Origin of the sequence: Pseudomonas sp. HB05, assembly GCF_016756915.1 — a bacterium.
Classification (GTDB): Bacteria; Pseudomonadota; Gammaproteobacteria; order Pseudomonadales; family Pseudomonadaceae; genus Aquipseudomonas; species Aquipseudomonas alvandae.
In genome coordinates, this window is record NZ_JAESPG010000005.1 from 246254 (window position 1) to 263634 (window position 17381).

The following is a 17381-nucleotide window of genomic DNA, read 5'->3' on the forward strand; positions in this document are numbered from 1 at the left end:
CGGCAACCGCTCAGCCTGTCAGCACAAGAGGCAATAATCGCGCCGTGTTGCGGGCGTCCTCCAGTGCGCGGTGCTGTTGCCCACAGAACTGCAGCCCGGCCAATTGCAACGCTGCATTGAGCCCCAAGGGGCGCTCCAGCCGACGCGCCTTGGCGAAACGTTGCTTGAGATTCATGTGCTGAACCTGGCCAAGCACGCTTTGCAGTTGTTGTTGCTGCCATTCCTGCAGCAATTGCTTGCGATCGTAGTCACCCCAGCTGATCCAGCCCTCAAGATTGGCGTGATAGGGCGCCAACCAACGCTCGAAAACAGGCCAGACCTCGGTCAGCGGGGCGGCGCTGTCGATGTTGGCCTGGCTGATGTGAGTCAGCTGGCGACAAAAAGGGGTGAGCAGCGGTCGCCGCAGTGGCCGGACAAACCGCTGGAAATGATCCACCTCCCGGCCGTCTCGGTTCACCAGGCTGGCGCCGATTTCGATAATTTCCATTTCGCTTACCGGCCAGCCACCTTCATCGGTGGTGGCCTCCAGATCAATCACCAGCCAGTGAGGCATCGCTAAGGTTCCCGGTATCGGCGTGCTGATGGGTTTGAGCGTAGTCAAACCCGGCGCATCCGCCTAGTCCTGGCCCCGAGCGCTTGCTAGGTTGCCCCGGCCAGCTTAAATTGCCCACGCCGATTTGATGAAATAGCCGTGCATGGGTTGATCGACTGTGGGAGAACGCAGGTGGACGAGCAAAAAACCCGGGGCGTGATGCGCGAGCTGGTCGACAACGGTCAACTGACCGACCCGGACAGTGCTCGCGGCAAACTGCTCCAGACCGCGGCTCACCTGTTTCGTAACAAAGGCTTCGAGCGCACCACTGTGCGCGACCTGGCGAGTGCCGTGGGCATCCAGTCGGGGAGCATTTTTCATCACTTCAAGAGCAAGGACGAAATCCTTCGGGCGGTGATGGAGGAAACCATCCGCTACAACACTGCGTTGATGCGCGCGGCCCTGGCCGAGGCCCGCGGCGTGCGCGAGCAGGTGCTGGCGCTGATCCGCTGCGAATTGCAGTCGATCATGGGCGGCACCGGCGAGGCGATGGCGGTGTTGTTCTATGAGTGGCGTTCCCTTTCCATGGAGGGGCAGCGCCAAATCCTGGCCTTGCGCAATATTTATGAAGAAGTCTGGCTTGAAGTCTTGGGGCGGGCCAAGGAGGCCGGGTATATTCGCGGGGACGCGTCCATTACCCGGCGCTTCCTGACCGGTGCGTTGTCCTGGACCACCACCTGGTTTCGCACCGAAGGCAGCCTGAGTCTCGATGAACTGGCCGAGCAGGCCCTGATCCTTGTGTTGGCAGAAAAACAATAAGCAAGCGACCGCTTAAAATTGGCCGCATGGCTGGCTAAGCGGCTGAAACCGCCTAGCGTCACTGTATTGATGGGTCTTTTGGGGAGTGGGGTATCTTGACGTTATTGCCGATGGGGATGACCTCGCGTGTTTTGCTGGCCGCTCTGGCTCTTTTCCTGACGTCCTCCCTTGAGGCGGCGCAGCTGGTGCGGATTGGCGCGGCACATTTTCCACCCTATACCGTTCGGCCCGAAAACGGCGCCGACACCGGCCTGCTGCCGCAACTGGTGGAGGCCCTGAATCGATCGCAGGCCGATTACCAGTTCGTCCTGGTGCCCACTTCGATTCCGCGCCGCTTCAATGATTTCAAGCAGGGACGCGTCGACATGGCGATTTTCGAGAACCCGGACTGGGGCTGGCAGGATGTGCCACATACCGCAGTCGACATGGGGCTGGAAGACGCCGAGATCTTTGTGACCCAGCGCCAGCCAGATCGCCAGCAATCATATTTCGCTGACCTGAGGGGCAAGCGCCTGGCGTTGTTCAGCGGTTATCACTACGCCTTTGCCGAGTTCAACCCCGACCCCAAGTTCCTTATCGGGCAGTACAACGCCACGCTGACCTATTCCCACGACAGCAATTTGCAGATGGTGGTGCGCGGGCGCGCGGATATTGCCTTGGTGACCCGCTCGTACCTCAGCGACTACCTGTTGCGCAATCTTGAGGTAGGCCCCCAGTTGCTGGTTTCCGAGCGCATCGATCAGATCTATCACCATTACGCGCTGATCCGACCCCAGGCGCCCATCAGTGCCGATGTGTTCCAACGGTTGCTGCAGAAACTGCGGGACAATGGGCAAATGTTGGAGATCTTCCAGCCCTACCGGATCGAGTTGGTGCCACCACACGCTCATTGAGCCAGACTAAATTTCCCATTCCGGCTCACGTCACACGTTGACCATCGACGAATACGTGAGCCGCTCCAATGTCCATCTCCAAGCCTTCAACAACGTTGCCCTTGCCGGGTGGCCGCCACCTCGGCGCTGATGAAACCGAGCGTCATCTGAGCCTGATGCTCGAAGGCGCGCCCTTGATCCGCCTGCGCCTGGAGCGCGGCCCTCAACTTCATGTGCATCTTCAAGAAGCCAACGACCGGCCTGTAGGGCCGGCGCTGTGGGCCGCCTGCTATTGGTTGTTTGCCAGGGATCCCGATTGCCAGCAATTGGTCTGGCACCTTGACGAACGCCCCGGCGAAGCCTTGCTCAGTGGCTTGCTGGCGGGCACGCCAGAGGTGAACGAATACGTCTGTGAGCGCGTCTTGTTCTGGCAATTGCCGCAACCTTGGCTGGGGGAAGCATTCAATGGCAGTTATCCGCAGCAAATGATCATCACCGATGGCAAGCGCCATCCTCGTCGACCGATCAAGCCACGAGGCGAGGTGTATCGACGTTTCGATGCGCGGCTGGGGGCTTGGGTGTCCCTGCGAACCCTCGAAATCGAGCAGGACCTGACACGCTTCAATCGCTGGCAGAACAGCCCTCGGGTCGCCAACTTCTGGCAAGAGGAGGGCAGCCTGGAGCAGCATTGCGAGTATCTGGGCAAGCTGCAGCACGACCCTCGGGTCTTGACGTTGATCGGCTGTTTCGACGACCAGCCATTCGCCTATTTCGAAGCCTATTGGGCCAAGGAAGATCGAATCGCGCCGTTCTATGACGCCCACGATTATGACCGTGGCATCCACATGCTGGTGGGCGAGGAACAACATCGGGGCCCGCATAAAGTCGCGAGCTGGCTATCAGCGCTGGTGCACTACCTGTTTCTCGACGATCCACGCACCCAGCGCGTGGTGGCCGAGCCTCGGGCCGACAACGCCCGGATGATCGGGCATTTGCATAACCAATGCTTCCATTGTGAGAAGGAATTCGATTTCCCGCATAAGCGGGCGGCGTTGATGATCCTGGGGCGGGAGCGGTTTTTTGATCGGTGTTCGTTGATGTGAAATGGGCAGGTCCCTGTGGGAGCGGGCTTGCTCGCGAAGGCTGTGTATCAGCTGGCACAGAAGTCAGCTGACACTCTGCCTTCGCGAGCAAGCCCGCTCTCACATTGGGCATCGGCAAATCGGCTGATTACCGCCGCGCAAACGTATCCCCGCGTACCCCCGACACCTTGCGGCAATGCACCAGGGCGTCGCGGATCATGAAGTTCACCAGGGTTGGCGAGACGCCCAACTCCTTGGCGATGTCCTTCTGCGGCACGCCGTGCAGGCGGTACATCTCGAAGGCGTAGCGAGTACGGCTGGGCAGCTCGGTCAACGCGTCGGCGATGTGCTCGAGCGTGGAAAAGTTGATATGCGACGTTTCCGGCGAAGCTCCCTGGATCACCACGTTCAAGCCTTCCTCTTCAGGGCCCGAGTATTTCTGTTCCAGCGCTTGCTTGCGGTAGTGGTCGATCGCCAGGTTGCGCACGATCTGGAACAAATAGCTGAGCTGGGCCTTGATGGAAGAGGTGATCTGCGGCGCCGATTGCAGCCTGAAAAACGCGTCTTGGACTACATCTTCCGCGCGGGACCGGCACCCGGTGATGCGCGCTGCGATCTTGACCAGGATGGTTCGGTTATCGACGAATGCCTGAAGTAGCGGTGAGTCGCACCTGCTTGTGGATACTTGTTCCGTCATGGAATTCACCTTGCTGCAATTAGTTAGCAGGACGGTCGGGCCAGCGGATCCGTCCTACACATCGGGGGCCAAATTAGGCTTAATGATAATTATTGTCAATTGAGAAGAAGAATTATTGATGAAAGGAAGTCCAGACTGAGCGCTGCGACTCGTTGTCGCGGGGTACTACGGGCCTGAACGCCGCTGCGCGCGCGTTGCCTGGGAGCAGCGACTAATTATCTGGCGGTGTTATCCGTCCCCATGGGTGACTACTTGCAAGCCGAATTTCAGGCAGGAACCCCCCATGACCGACGCGTTCGAACTCCCCAGCACCCTGGCCCATGCCCTCCAGCGCCGCGCCGCGTTGACTCCGGATCGGGTCGCCTTGCGCTTCCTTGCCGACAGTCCGCAGCAGGGCGTGGTACTAAGTTATTGCGACCTGGACCGGCGCGCCCGGACGATCGCGGCGGCGTTGCAGGGCGAAGCGAAAATCGGCGACCGAGCGGTGCTGCTGTTTCCCAGCGGCCCGGATTACGTCGCGGCGTTCTTCGGCTGCCTGTACGCCGGTGTGATCGCCGTACCGGCCTATCCGCCGGAGTCCACTCGTCGGCATCATCAGGAGCGCTTGCTGTCGATCATCGCCGACGCCGAACCTCGGCTGTTGCTGACCACCGCTGACTTGCGCGACACCTTGCAGGCCATCGAATCGGCGCCGCCAGTGCTGTGCGTCGATACGCTCGATCCGACCCGCGCCGAGCAATGGCAGGCGCCGGACCTGCAAGACAATGACATCGCTTTCCTGCAATACACCTCCGGCTCCACTGCATTGCCAAAGGGCGTGCAGGTCAGCCACGGCAACCTCGTCGCCAATGAGCTGTTGATTCGTCATGGTTTCGGCATCGATGTGAATCCTGACGATGTCATCGTCAGCTGGCTGCCGCTGTATCACGACATGGGGCTGATCGGCGGGTTGCTGCAGCCGATCTTCAGCGGCGTGCCTTGCGTGCTGATGTCACCGGCCTATTTCCTCGCCCGGCCGTTGCGCTGGCTCGAAGCGATCAGCGAATACGGCGGCACCATCAGCGGCGGCCCGGACTTCGCCTATCGCCTGTGCAGCGAACGGGTCAGTGAGTCTGCCCTGGGCCGTCTCGACCTGAGCGGCTGGCGCGTCGCTTATTCCGGCTCCGAGCCGATCCGCCTCGACAGCCTGGAGCGCTTCGCCGAGAAGTTCGCGGCATGCGGCTTCACGGCTGACAGTTTCATGGCCTCATACGGGCTCGCTGAGGCGACGTTGTTCGTCGCCGGCACGCCACGTGGCCAGGGCATTCCCTCGATGCGCATGGACGACGCGGCCTTGACGCAGAACCGTGCCGAACCGGGGCAGGGCAGCGCGGTGATGAGCTGCGGTGTAAGCCAGCCGGGCCATGCGGTGCTGATCGTGGAGCCCAACGCCTTGCAACCGTTGGCCGACAATCAGGTCGGCGAAGTCTGGGCCGCCGGGCCGAGCATCGCCCACGGTTACTGGCGCAACCCCGAGGCCAGCGCCAAGACCTTCGTCGAGCATGACGGCCGCACGTGGCTGCGCACCGGTGACCTGGGTTTTGTCCGCGAAGGCGAACTGTTCATCACCGGACGCTTGAAGGACATGCTGATCGTGCGCGGGCACAACCTTTATCCACAGGACATCGAGCAGACCATCGAGCGGGAAGTGGAGGTGGTGCGCAAAGGCCGCGTCGCCGCCTTCGCCGTCAACGAGGCGGGTGAGGAAGGCATCGGCATCGCCGCCGAGATCAGCCGCAGCGTGCAGAAGATCCTGTCTCCCGAAGCCTTGATCAACGCGATTCGCCAGGCCGTGGCCGAGGCCTGCCAGCAAGCGCCGAGCGTGGTGGTGCTGCTCAACCCGGGGGCGCTGCCGAAGACGTCCAGCGGCAAACTGCAACGTTCGGCGTGCCGCGCGCGATTGGCGGACGGCAGCCTCGACAGCTATGCATTGTTTCCCTCGGCAAAGGCTGGGACTGTCGACGAGTTCGCGCCGTCATCCGAGCTGCAAGACCTGATCGGCCAACTCTGGTGCGAGCAGTTGCAGGTTGATCGAGTGCGCAGCGACGACCATTTCTTCCTGCTGGGCGGTAACTCCATCACTGCCACCCAAGTGATTGCGCGGTTGCGTGAAGTGCTGGGCGTGGAGCTCAGCCTGCGCCTGCTCTTCGAAGCGCCGACCCTGGGCGCTTTCGCGACGGCGGTGGCGAATCTGCAACAAGACGGAGGCCAGCCCCAGGGCGTTATCAATTCGTTGGCCCGCGATGAAGCCCTGCCGCAGTCCCTGGCCCAGAACCGTTTGTGGCTGACCTGGCAACTGGACCCTGCTAGCCGCGCCTACAACATCCCCGGCGCCCTGCGCCTGCGTGGCGAGCTGGACGAACAAGCGCTGCGCCAGAGCTTTCAGCAATTGATCGAGCGCCACGAATCCTTGCGCACGCGCTTTCTGGAGCGCGATGGCGTGGCCCTGCAACAGATTGATCCAGCCGGTGAGTTCAATCTTCAGGTGATCGACCTCAGCGACATGCCTGCCTACGAGCGCGAAGCCCGGGCGCGGCAGATCCGCGAAGACGAAGCGGCCACTCAGTTCGATCTGGAAAAGGGACCGCTGCTGTGGGTCACCTTGTTGCGCCTGGCTGAAGACGATCATCAGTTGCTGGTGACGATGCATCACATCATCGCCGATGGCTGGTCGATGAACGTCTTGATCGACGAGTTCTCGCGGCTATATGCCGCCGCGTCCCAAGGACGCACCGCCGAACTGGCACCGCTGCCCCTGCAATACGCCGACTACGGCAGTTGGCAGCGACAATGGCTCGCCCAGGGCGAAGCCGAGCGCCAACTGCGCTATTGGAAAGAGCAGTTGGGCGATGAGCACCCGACCCTGGCGCTGAGCACCGACCATCCGCGCAGTGCCCAGCGGCATCGCAGCGCCGCGCGCCATAGCCTGCGCCTGGACAAGACGCTCGGTGATGCCCTGCGCCAGGTCGCCCAGGCGCACGACGCCACGGTATTCATGCTGTTGCTGGCGGCGTTCCAGGCCTTGCTGCAGCGCTACACCGGCCAATCCGACCTGCGCATCGGCGTGCCCAACGCCAACCGCCCGCGCCTGGAAACCCAAGGGCTGATCGGCTTCTTCATCAACACCCAGGTGCTGCGCGCGCAAACCGATTCGCGCCGGCCCTTCGCCGCGCTGTTGGCCCAGGCCCGGGAGGCGACGCTCGGCGCCCAGGCTCATCAGGACCTGCCCTTCGAACAACTGCTGGAAGCTTTCCCCCAGGCTCGCGAACAAGGCCTGTTCCAAGTGATGTTCAACCACCAGCAGCGCGACCTTGGCGCGTTGCGGCGCCTGCCGGGGCTGTTGGCCGATGAATTGCCATGGCACAGCCGCGAAGCCAAGTTCGACCTGCAATTGCACAGCGAAGAAGACCGTAACGGCCGGCTGACACTGTCGTTCGACTACGCGGACGAGCTGTTCGAGGCGGCGACCATCGCACGCCTGGCCGAGCATTTTTGCAGCTTGCTGCGGGCGGTCTGCGCTGATCCACGACAGGCCCTCGGCGACTTGCCTCTGCTGAGCGTCGAAGAACGCGCCCAGCAGCAGCGTTGGGCGGCGGCACCCTGCGAGCCCGCCACGCAATGGCTCCCGGAACTGCTCAATGAGCAGGCCCGCCGCACCCCGCAACGCGCTGCATTACAGTGGGACGGTGGTGCGCTGGACTACGCCGAGCTGCACGCCCAGGCCAATCGGCTGGCCCATTATCTTCGCGACAAAGGTGTCGGCCCGGACGTGTGCGTGGCGATTGCCGCCGAACGCTCGCCGCAGTTGCTTATCGGCGTGCTGGCGATCATCAAGGCCGGCGGCGCCTACGTGCCGCTGGATGTCGATTACCCGAGCGAACGCCTGGCCTACATGCTCCACGACAGCGGTGTCGATCTGCTCCTGACCCAAACCGCACTGCTCGAACGCTTGCCGGCCTGCGAGGGCGTCAGCGTCATCGCCATGGACGCGCTGCACCTGGAGCAATGGCCGAGCAATCCGCCGGGGCTGCACCTGCACGGCGATCATCTGGCCTACGTGATCTACACCTCCGGCTCGACCGGCCAACCCAAGGGTGTCGGCAATACTCACGCGGCCCTCGCCGAGCGCCTGCAATGGATGCAGGCCGCCTATGGGCTGGATGAGACCGACGTGTTGATGCAAAAGGCGCCGATCAGTTTCGACGTGTCGGTCTGGGAATGCTTCTGGCCGCTGATCACCGGCAGCCAATTGGTCCTGGCGGGCCCGGGCGAACACCGCGACCCGCACCGCATTGCGCAACTGGTCGAGCAGTTCGGCGTGACCACGCTGCACTTCGTCCCGCCGCTGCTCAGCCTGTTTATCGACGAGCCCTTGAGTGCCCGTTGCACGAGCCTGCGGCGGATTTTCTCCGGCGGCGAAGCCTTGCCGGCCGAGTTGCGCAACCGAGTGCTCGCGCAACTGCCGACGGCGCAGTTGCACAATCGCTACGGCCCGACCGAAACCGCCATCAACGTCACCCATTGGCATTGCACCGCAGGCGATGGCGAGCGCTCGCCCATCGGTCGTCCCTTGGCTAACGTGCTGTGCCGCATCCTCGACAACGAACTCAATCCCGTGCCCGTCGGCGTGCCGGGTGAGCTGTGCATCGGTGGCCTGGGCCTGGCCCGGGGTTACCTCGGGCGTCCCGCGCTGACGGCTGAACGTTTTATCGCCGATCCCCAAGGATCGGCTGGCGCACGCCTGTACCGCACTGGCGACCTGGCGCGCTGGGATGCCGACGGCGTGATCGAATACCTCGGCCGCCTCGATCAGCAGGTCAAGCTGCGTGGTTTCCGTGTCGAGCCACAGGAAATCGAGGCGCGCTTGCTGGCCCAGGACGGCGTCGCCCAGGCGGCGGTGCTGGTGCGCGACACGGCGGCCGGTCCGCAGTTGATCGGCTATTACACCGCAGCGACGCCCGATGAAGAGGCGGCCGACCAAGCCGCTCGCTTGAAAAACGCCCTCGCCAGCGAGCTGCCGGACTACATGGTGCCCGCGCAATTGTTGCGCCTGGACGCCATGCCCTTGAGCCCGAGCGGCAAGCTCGACCGTCGCGCCTTGCCGGAGCCGCAATGGCAGGTGCGCGAACACGTCGAGCCGGCCACCGCCCTCGAACAGCAGATCGCCGGAATCTGGCGCGACGTACTCGGCCTTGCCCGCATCGGCCTGCGGGATGATTTTTTTGCCCTGGGCGGCCATTCGTTGCTGGCGACCCAGATCATTTCCCGCACGCGCCAGGCCTGCGACGTCGAGCTGCCGTTGCGTACGCTGTTCGAAGCCAGCGAGCTGGGCGCCTTCGCCGAGCAGGTGCGGCTGATCCAGGCCAGCGGCCGGACCAACCGCCAGCCGCCGATCGAGAAAGTCGACCGCAGCCAACCGGTGCCGCTGTCCTATTCCCAGCAGCGCATGTGGTTCCTCTGGCAAATGGAGCCGGACAGCCCGGCCTATAACGTCGGCGGCATGGCTCGGTTGCGCGGAGTGCTGGATGTTGGGCGCTTCGAAGCGGCGTTGCAGGCCTTGATCCTGCGCCATGAAACCCTGCGCACCACGTTCCCGAGCACCGACGGCGTGCCTCGCCAACAGGTACACGACGAGACGGGCCTGCGCATGGACTGGAAAGATTTTTCCATGCTCGACGCCGACCTTCGCCAACAGCGCGTGCAGCAGCTGGCGGACAGCGAGGCCCACGAGCCCTTCGACCTGGAAACCGGGCCGCTGCTGCGGGCCTGCCTGGTCAAGACCGCCGAGCGCGAACACTACCTGGTGCTGACGCTGCACCACATCGTCACCGAAGGCTGGGCAATGGACATTTTCGCCCGCGAGCTCAGTGCGCTGTACGAAGCCTTCATCGATGACCGCGAGTCACCGCTGGAGCCGTTGCCGGTGCAATACCTCGACTACAGCGCCTGGCAGCGCCAATGGCTGGAGTCCGGCGAGCGCCAGCGCCAGCTCGATTACTGGACCGCGCAACTGGGCCGCGAACATCCCTTGCTGGAATTGCCGGCGGACCGCCCGCGTCCGGCGGTACAAAGTCATCGCGGCGAGCTGTTCCGTTTCGACCTCGGCGACGACTTGGCCGCGCGGGTCCGTGCCTTCAACGCCGAGCATGGCTTGACCCTGTTCATGACCATGACCGCCGCCCTGGCCGTGCTGCTCTATCGCTACAGCGGCCAGGTCGACCTGCGCATCGGCGCGCCGGTGGCCAATCGCATCCGTCCGGAAAGCGAAGGGCTGATCGGCGCGTTCCTCAATACCCAAGTGCTGCGTTGCCAACTCGACGGGCAGATGTCGGTGGGCGAGTTGTTCGAGCAGGTGCGCCACACGGTCATCGAGGGGCAGTCCCACCAGGACCTGCCTTTCGATCATTTGGTCGAAGCCCTGCAACCGCCGCGCAGTGCGGCGTACAACCCGCTGTTCCAAGTGATGTGCAACGTGCAGCGCTGGGAGTTCCAGCAGAGCCGCACGCTGGCCGGTATGAGCGTCGATTATCTGGTCAACGATGCGCGGGCGACCAAGTTCGACCTCAACCTGGAAGTCACTGACCTGGACCAACGCCTGGGCTGCTGCCTGACCTACAGCACCGACCTGTTCGACGAACCGCGCATCGCCCGCATGGCCGGGCATTGGCGCAACCTGTTGGAAGCGCTGTTGGTGGATCCGGCTCGGCGGCTAAGCGAGCTGCCGTTGCTGGACGCCAGCGAACAGCAGCAGTTGCTCGACAGCCTCGGCGAAGAGCCGGGCGAGCATCGCCTGGATCAATGCATCCATTCATTGTTTGAAGAGCAGGCCCGGTTGCGCTCGGATGCGCCGGCGCTGACGTTCGCCGGGCAGACCCTGACCTATGCCGAACTCGAACGCAGGGCCAATCGCCTGGCCTGGATGTTGCGCGAACGTGGCGTCGGGCCGCAGGTCCGGGTAGGGCTGGCTCTGGAGCGCTCGCTGGACATGGTCGTCGGCCTGCTGGCGATCCTCAAGGCGGGTGGCGCCTACGTGCCGCTGGATCCGGAATACCCGCTGGACCGCTTGCTCTACATGATCGAGGACAGCGGCGTCGGCTTGCTGCTCAGCGATCGGGCCATGTTCCAGGCCCTCGGCGAACTGCCGGAAGGCGTGCAGCGCTGGTGCCTGGAGGACGATCGCGAGGCCCTGGCGGATTATCCCGACCAGTCGCCGCCGCTGATCAACCTACCGCAGCACCAGGCCTATCTGATCTACACCTCCGGCTCCACCGGAAAACCCAAGGGGGTGGTGGTGTCCCACGGTGAGATCGCCATGCATTGCCAGGCGGTGATCCAGCGCTTCGGCATGCGTCCCGATGACTGCGAGCTGCATTTCTATTCGATCAATTTCGACGCCGCCACCGAGCGCTTGCTGGTGCCGTTGCTCAGTGGCGCCCACGTGGTGCTGCGCGCGCAGGGCCAGTGGGATGCCGAAGAAATCTGCGGCCTGATCCGCCAGCACCGCATCAACATCCTCGGTTTCACGCCCAGCTATGGCAGCCAATTGGCGCAATGGCTGGCAACCCAGGGCCAGACGCTGCCGGTGCGCATGTGCATCACCGGTGGCGAAGCCCTGACCGGCGAACATTTGCAGCGCATCCGTGCCGCGTTCAGCCCGAGCCTGTTCTTCAACGCCTATGGCCCGACCGAAACCGTGGTCATGCCGCTGGCGAGCCTGGCCCCGGAACAACTGGAAGAGGGCGCCGGCAGCGTACCGATCGGCAGCGTGATCGGCGCTCGTGTCGCTTACATTCTCGACGCCGACCTGGCCTTGGTGCCGCAAGGCGCGACGGGTGAGTTGTATGTCGGCGGCGCCGGGTTGGCCCAGGGTTATCATCAGCGGCCGGGCATGACCGCCGAGCGCTTCGTCGCCGATCCGTTCAGCGCTGACGGCGGACGGCTGTACCGCACCGGGGACCTGGTGCGCCAGCGCGGCGACGGTCAGGTGGAGTATTTGGGGCGGATCGACCATCAGGTGAAGATTCGCGGTTTCCGTATCGAACTGGGGGAAATCGAAACCCGCCTGCTGGAACACGACGCCGTGCGCGAGGCCGTGGTCTTGGCCTTGGATATGCCGGGTGGCAAGCAGTTGGCCGGTTACCTGGTCAGCGACATCGCTGAAGAGGATGGCGCCGGGCAAGCGGCGCTGCGCGAAGCGCTGAAGCATCACCTCAAGGCGCAACTGCCGGACTACATGGTGCCCGCGCACTTGATCCTGTTGCCGAGCATGCCGCTGACCGCCAACGGCAAGCTCGACCGCCGCGCCTTGCCGATGCCCGATCCCGAACTCAATCGCCAACAGTACGTGGCCCCGAGCAGTGCCTTGGAGCAAGCGTTGGCGACGATCTGGTGCGACGTTTTGAACGTCAGGCAGGTCGGCCTCAACGACAACTTCTTCGAGCTGGGCGGCGATTCGATCCTGTCGATCCAGGTCGTCAGCCGGGCCCGGCAACAAGGGCTGCATTTCACGCCGCGGGATTTGTTCCAGCACCAGACCGTGCAGGCCCTGGCGGCCGTCGCCACGCGCAGCGAACAAGTGAGCGCCGAGCAAGGATTGTTGAGCGGTGAGTCGGGGCTGACGCCGATCCAGCATTGGTTCTTCGCCAGTGAAATACCCAACCGTCATCACTGGAACCAGGCGCTGTTGCTGGAGCCGACCCTGCGCTTGGAGCCGGGTTACCTGGACCAAGCGTTGCGCGCGGTGTTCGAGCAGCACGACGCCTTGCGCCTGGGCTTCGGCAACCGCGCCGGGCACTGGCGCGCCGAGCATCAGCCAGTGTTCGAAGGGGCGCTGCTGGAGGCTGTGTCGGTGGATTCGCCGCAAGCCTGCGAAGCCGTGTTTGCCCAGGCGCAGCGAGGCTTCGAGCTGTCGAGCGGGCCGCTGCTGCGGGCCATGTTGGCAGAGTTGCCTGACGGTCGGCAGCGCCTGCTGATCGCGATTCACCACTTGGTGGTGGACGGTGTGTCGTGGCGGGTGTTGATGGACGACCTGCAAACGGCCTACCGCCAATGCATCGACAGACAAACGCTGCAGTTGCCGGCCAAGACCAGCCCGTTCCGTGACTGGGCCGCGCGTTTGCAGGCTTACGCCGGCAGTGAGTCCCTGCGCGAAGAGTTGAGCTGGTGGCAAGGCCAGTTGAGTGGCCCGGACGTGACGCTGCCTTGCGCCCGTCCCGACGGCGGGCGGCAGGAACGGCACGCCGACATCGTCAGCCTGCGCCTGGACGCCGAGCGCACCCGGCAACTTCTGCAACAAGCTCCCAGCGCCTATCGAACCCAGGTCAATGATCTGTTGCTCACCGCGCTGGCCCGCGTGCTGTGCCGTTGGAGCCAGCATGAATCGGTGCTGGTCCAGCTCGAAGGACATGGCCGCGAGGCGCTGTTCGATGACATCGACCTGACCCGCACCGTGGGTTGGTTCACCAGCGTCTATCCGCTGCGCCTGAGCCCGTCGGCCGCTGACATCGGCAACTCGATCAAAGCCATCAAGGAACAGCTGCGCGCGGTGCCGCACAAGGGCCTCGGCTATGGCGTGCTGCGTTACCTCGCAGACATCGGCACCCGCGAGGCCATGGCCTGCCTGCCGCAAGCGACGATCACCTTCAACTACCTCGGCCAGCTCGACCATGCCCTCGGCCAGGAGGCGTTGTTCCGCCCGCTGGACGAAGCGCTTGGCGCGATCCATGACCCTGACGCACCGCTGCCCAACGAACTGAGCCTCGACTGCCAGGTCAGTGGCGGCGAACTGGCGCTGCGCTGGACCTTCAGCGCCGAGCGCCATGATCGCCAGGCCATCGCCGCGCTGGCCGACGCCTACCTCGAGGAATTGCAGCACCTGATCGAACATTGCCTCACGGACGAGGCGGGCGGCCTGACGCCGTCGGACTTCCCGCTGGCGAAACTGACCCAGGCACAGCTGGACAACCTGCCGGTGCCGGCAACGGAGATCGAAGACGTCTACCCACTGACGCCGATGCAGGAAGGCATGCTGCTGCATACGTTGCTGGAGCCCGGTACGGGCTTGTATTACATGCAGGACCGCTACCGCATCAACAGCGAACTCGACCCCCAGCGTTTCGCCCAGGCCTGGCAAGCGGTGATTGCCCGTCACGAAGCGTTGCGCGCCTCGTTCTGCTGGAACGTCGGCGAAGACATGCTGCAGGTCATCCACAAGCCCGGCCGCACACCGGTGGAATACCTCGACTGGACGCAAGTGCCCGACGACGCCCAGGAGCCCAAGCTCCAGGCGCTGCTCAAGCGCGAGCGCGAGGCCGGTTTCGATCTGTTGAACGAGGCCCCGTTCCACTTGCGCCTGATCCGGGTCGGCGCGGCGCGCTACTGGTTCATGATGAGCAACCACCACATCCTCATCGATGCGTGGTGTCGTTCGTTGCTGATGGATGATTTCTTCGAGATCTACACCGCCCTCGGCGAACAGCGCGAGCCTCGCCTGGCCGTGCCGCCGCGCTATCGCGACTATATTGGCTGGCTGCAGCGCCAGAGCTTGGCCGAAGCTCGGCAATGGTGGAAACAGAACCTGCAAGGCTTCGAGCGGACCACGCCGATCCCGGGTGACCGGCCGTTCCTGCGCGAACACGCCGGTGAGAGCGGCGGCATGGTTGTCGGCGATTGCTACACCCGCCTCGACGCCCGGGACGGTGCGCGCCTGCGCGAGCTGGCCCAGGCCCATCAATTGACCGTCAACACCTTTGCCCAGGCCGCGTGGGCCCTGGTGTTGCGCCGTATCAGCGGTGATCGCGACGTATTGTTCGGCGTCACCGTGGCCGGGCGTCCGGTGGAGCTGCCGCAGATGCAGCGCACGGTGGGGCTGTTCATCAACAGCGTTGCCTTGCGGGTGCGGATCCCGGCGGATGGCCAGCGCTGCAGCGTGCGCCAATGGCTCAACGGCTTGCTGGACAGCAACATGCAACTGCGCGAATACGAATACCTGCCGCTGGTGAGCATCCAGGAAGTCAGCGAGCTGCCCAAGGGCCAGCCGTTGTTTGACAGCCTGTTCGTATTCGAGAACGCGCCGGTGGAGGTTTCGGTGCTGGACCGCGCCCAGAGCCTCAATGCCACCTCGGATTCAGGCCGCACCCACACCAACTTCCCGCTGACGGCGGTGTGTTATCCGGGCGACGACCTGGGGCTGCACCTGTCCTACGACCAGCGTTACTTCGATGAGTCGACGGTCCAAGGGCTGCTGGGCGAGTTCAAGCGATTGCTGCTGGCGTTGATGGAAGGTTTCCACGGCGACATGGCCGAACTGGCACTGATCGGATCTGAAGAGAAGGATTTCCTCACTGAAGGTTGCAATCAGAGCGCGCGAGCCTATCCGCTGGAACAGAGTTACGCCGAACTGTTCGAGGCCCGAGTGACGGCTCATCCGCAACGCATTGCCGCCAGTTGCCAGGACGACACCTGGACTTACGCCGAGTTGAACGAACGCAGCAACCGTCTCGGCCATGCGCTGATCGAGGCGGGCGTCGGTCTCGACCAGCCGGTGGCGCTTCTGGCCGAGCGCGACCTGGATTTGCTCGGCATGATCATCGGCAGCTTCAAGGCTGGCGGCGGTTACCTGCCGCTGGACCCGGGCCTGCCGAGCCAGCGCCTGAGCCGCATCATCGAGCTGAGCCGCACACCGTTGCTGGTGTGCACGCGGGCTTGTCACGAGCAGGCGCTGGCCTTGCTGGAAGCGTTCGCCTGTGCCGGGCGGCCGAAGCTGCTGGTCTGGGAAGACGTCCAGGCCAGTGATAAGGCGGTGGAAAATCCCGGCGTTTACAGCGGGCCGGACAACCTCGCCTACGTGATCTACACCTCTGGCTCCACCGGGTTGCCCAAAGGTGTGATGGTCCAGCAGCGCGGCATGCTCAACAACCAGCTCAGCAAAGTGCCGTACCTGGCGCTGGATGAGGCCGATGTGATTGCCCAGACCGCGTCCCAGAGCTTCGATATTTCGGTGTGGCAGTTCCTGGCCGCGCCGCTGTTCGGGGCTCGGGTGGACATCGTGCCCAATGTGATCGCCCACGATCCGCAAGGCCTGCTGGACCATGTCGGACGCCAGGGCATTACCGTGCTGGAGAGCGTGCCGTCGTTGATCCAGGGCATGCTTGCCCAGGAGCGCATCGGCCTGGATGGCTTGCGCTGGATGCTGCCCACTGGCGAAGCGATGCCACCGGAACTCGCCCATCAGTGGCTGGCGCGTTACCCGGACATCGGCCTGGTGAATGCCTACGGCCCGGCCGAATGTTCCGATGACGTGGCGTTCTTCCGAGTCGACATGGCCTCGACCCGTGGCACCTACCTGCCCATCGGTACGCCCACCGACAATAACCGTTTGTACCTGCTCGACGGCGCCCTGGAACTGGTGCCAGTGGGTGCGGTGGGGGAGCTGTGCGTCGCCGGAACCGGGGTGGGGCGTGGTTATGTCGGCGATCCGCTGCGTACCGCGCCGGTGTTCGTGCCCAACCCGTTCGGCGCACCCGGCGAGCGGCTGTACCGCACCGGCGACCTGGCACGTCGCCGCAGCGATGGCGTGCTGGAATATGTCGGGCGCATCGACCATCAGGTGAAGATTCGTGGCTACCGCATCGAATTGGGGGAAATCGAAGCACGGCTGCACGAGCAGCCTGAAGTCCGCGACGCGGCCGTCGGCGTGCAGGAAAGCGTCAATGGCAAGCACCTGGTGGGCTATCTGGTTGCCGCCGACGCCACGCTGAGCCCGAGCGAACGCCTGGATCGAATCAAACAGCGCCTGCGCGGCGAATTACCGGAGTACATGGTGCCGCTGCACTGGCTGTGGCTCGATCGCCTGCCCCTCAATGCCAACGGCAAACTCGATCGCAAGGCGCTGCCGGCGCTGGAAATCGGTCAACTGCAGAGCCAGGACTACCAGGCGCCCAGCAGCGACCTTGAACAAACCCTGGCGGATATCTGGGCCGAGGTATTGAAGGTCGAGCGGGTGGGCGTACGGGACAATTTCTTCGAGCTGGGCGGACACTCGTTGCTGGCGACACAAATCGCCTCGCGCGTGCAAAAAGCCTTGCAACGGGACGTGCCGCTCAGGGCCATGTTCGAGTGCAGCACCGTGCGGGAATTGGCTGAATACATCGGTGGGTTGGAGGCCAGTGAAATCACCGAGGAGAAGGTGGATCGGTTGAATGATTTGATGGCGGAGTTGGAAGGGCTTTAGTTTTGCGGTGCGTGTAACGGCCCCATCGCGAGCAAGCTCGCTCCCACATGGGATTTGTGTCGATCACTCCCTGTGGGAGCGAGCTTGCTCGCGATGAGGCCATTGACAG

General features: G+C 63.8%; 6 protein-coding genes. 4 read left to right on the top strand and 2 right to left on the bottom strand.

All coding sequences use genetic code 11. The annotated features are described in order from the left end of the window. Nucleotides 1-10 precede the first annotated feature (10 nt). Nucleotides 11-553 (bottom strand): exonuclease domain-containing protein, encoded by a 543-nt coding sequence (locus JMN22_RS08150; RefSeq protein WP_030141918.1) that lies wholly within the window; start codon nt 551-553, stop codon nt 11-13. Between the two features lie 171 nt (nt 554-724). Here JMN22_RS08150 and JMN22_RS08155 point away from each other — a divergent pair, with 171 nt between their 5' ends. The 3 genes from JMN22_RS08155 to JMN22_RS08165 all read left to right on the top strand — a co-directional run bounded on the left by JMN22_RS08155 (nt 725) and on the right by JMN22_RS08165 (nt 3326). Further along, the gene (locus tag JMN22_RS08155) at nt 725-1351 is read left to right on the top strand and encodes a TetR/AcrR family transcriptional regulator (RefSeq protein ID WP_198797266.1); all 627 of its coding nucleotides are present in this window, start codon (nt 725-727) and stop codon (nt 1349-1351) included. 116 nt (nt 1352-1467) lie between these two features. Next, nucleotides 1468-2244 (top strand): substrate-binding periplasmic protein, encoded by a 777-nt coding sequence (locus JMN22_RS08160; RefSeq protein WP_198797265.1) that lies wholly within the window; start codon nt 1468-1470, stop codon nt 2242-2244. 68 nt (nt 2245-2312) lie between these two features. Continuing rightward, a complete protein-coding gene (locus JMN22_RS08165) occupies nt 2313-3326 on the top strand; it encodes a GNAT family N-acetyltransferase (RefSeq protein WP_198797264.1) in 1014 nt (337 codons plus the stop codon). A 127-nt stretch (nt 3327-3453) separates the two neighbouring features. Here the strand turns inward: JMN22_RS08165 and JMN22_RS08170 are convergent, their stop codons facing one another. Further along, a complete protein-coding gene (locus JMN22_RS08170; protein ID WP_030141922.1) occupies nt 3454-4002 on the bottom strand; it encodes an RNA polymerase factor sigma-70 in 549 nt (182 codons plus the stop codon). A 283-nt stretch (nt 4003-4285) separates the two neighbouring features. Here JMN22_RS08170 and JMN22_RS08175 point away from each other — a divergent pair, with 283 nt between their 5' ends. Continuing rightward, nucleotides 4286-17272, top strand: coding sequence for a non-ribosomal peptide synthetase (locus JMN22_RS08175; protein ID WP_198797263.1), 12987 nt, complete (start codon nt 4286-4288; stop codon nt 17270-17272). The last annotated feature ends 109 nt before the right edge of the window (nt 17273-17381 follow it).

Bases quoted from the DNA above. Each gene is read 5' to 3' on its own strand.
- JMN22_RS08175 (WP_198797263.1), top strand. From the start codon at position 4,286: ATGACCGACGCGTTCGAACTCCCCAGCACCCTGGCCCATGCCCTCCAG.
- JMN22_RS08160 (WP_198797265.1), top strand. From the start codon at position 1,468: ATGACCTCGCGTGTTTTGCTGGCCGCTCTGGCTCTTTTCCTGACGTCC.
- JMN22_RS08165 (WP_198797264.1), top strand. From the start codon at position 2,313: ATGTCCATCTCCAAGCCTTCAACAACGTTGCCCTTGCCGGGTGGCCGC.
- JMN22_RS08150 (WP_030141918.1), bottom strand. From the start codon at position 553: ATGCCTCACTGGCTGGTGATTGATCTGGAGGCCACCACCGATGAAGGT.
- JMN22_RS08170 (WP_030141922.1), bottom strand. From the start codon at position 4,002: ATGACGGAACAAGTATCCACAAGCAGGTGCGACTCACCGCTACTTCAG.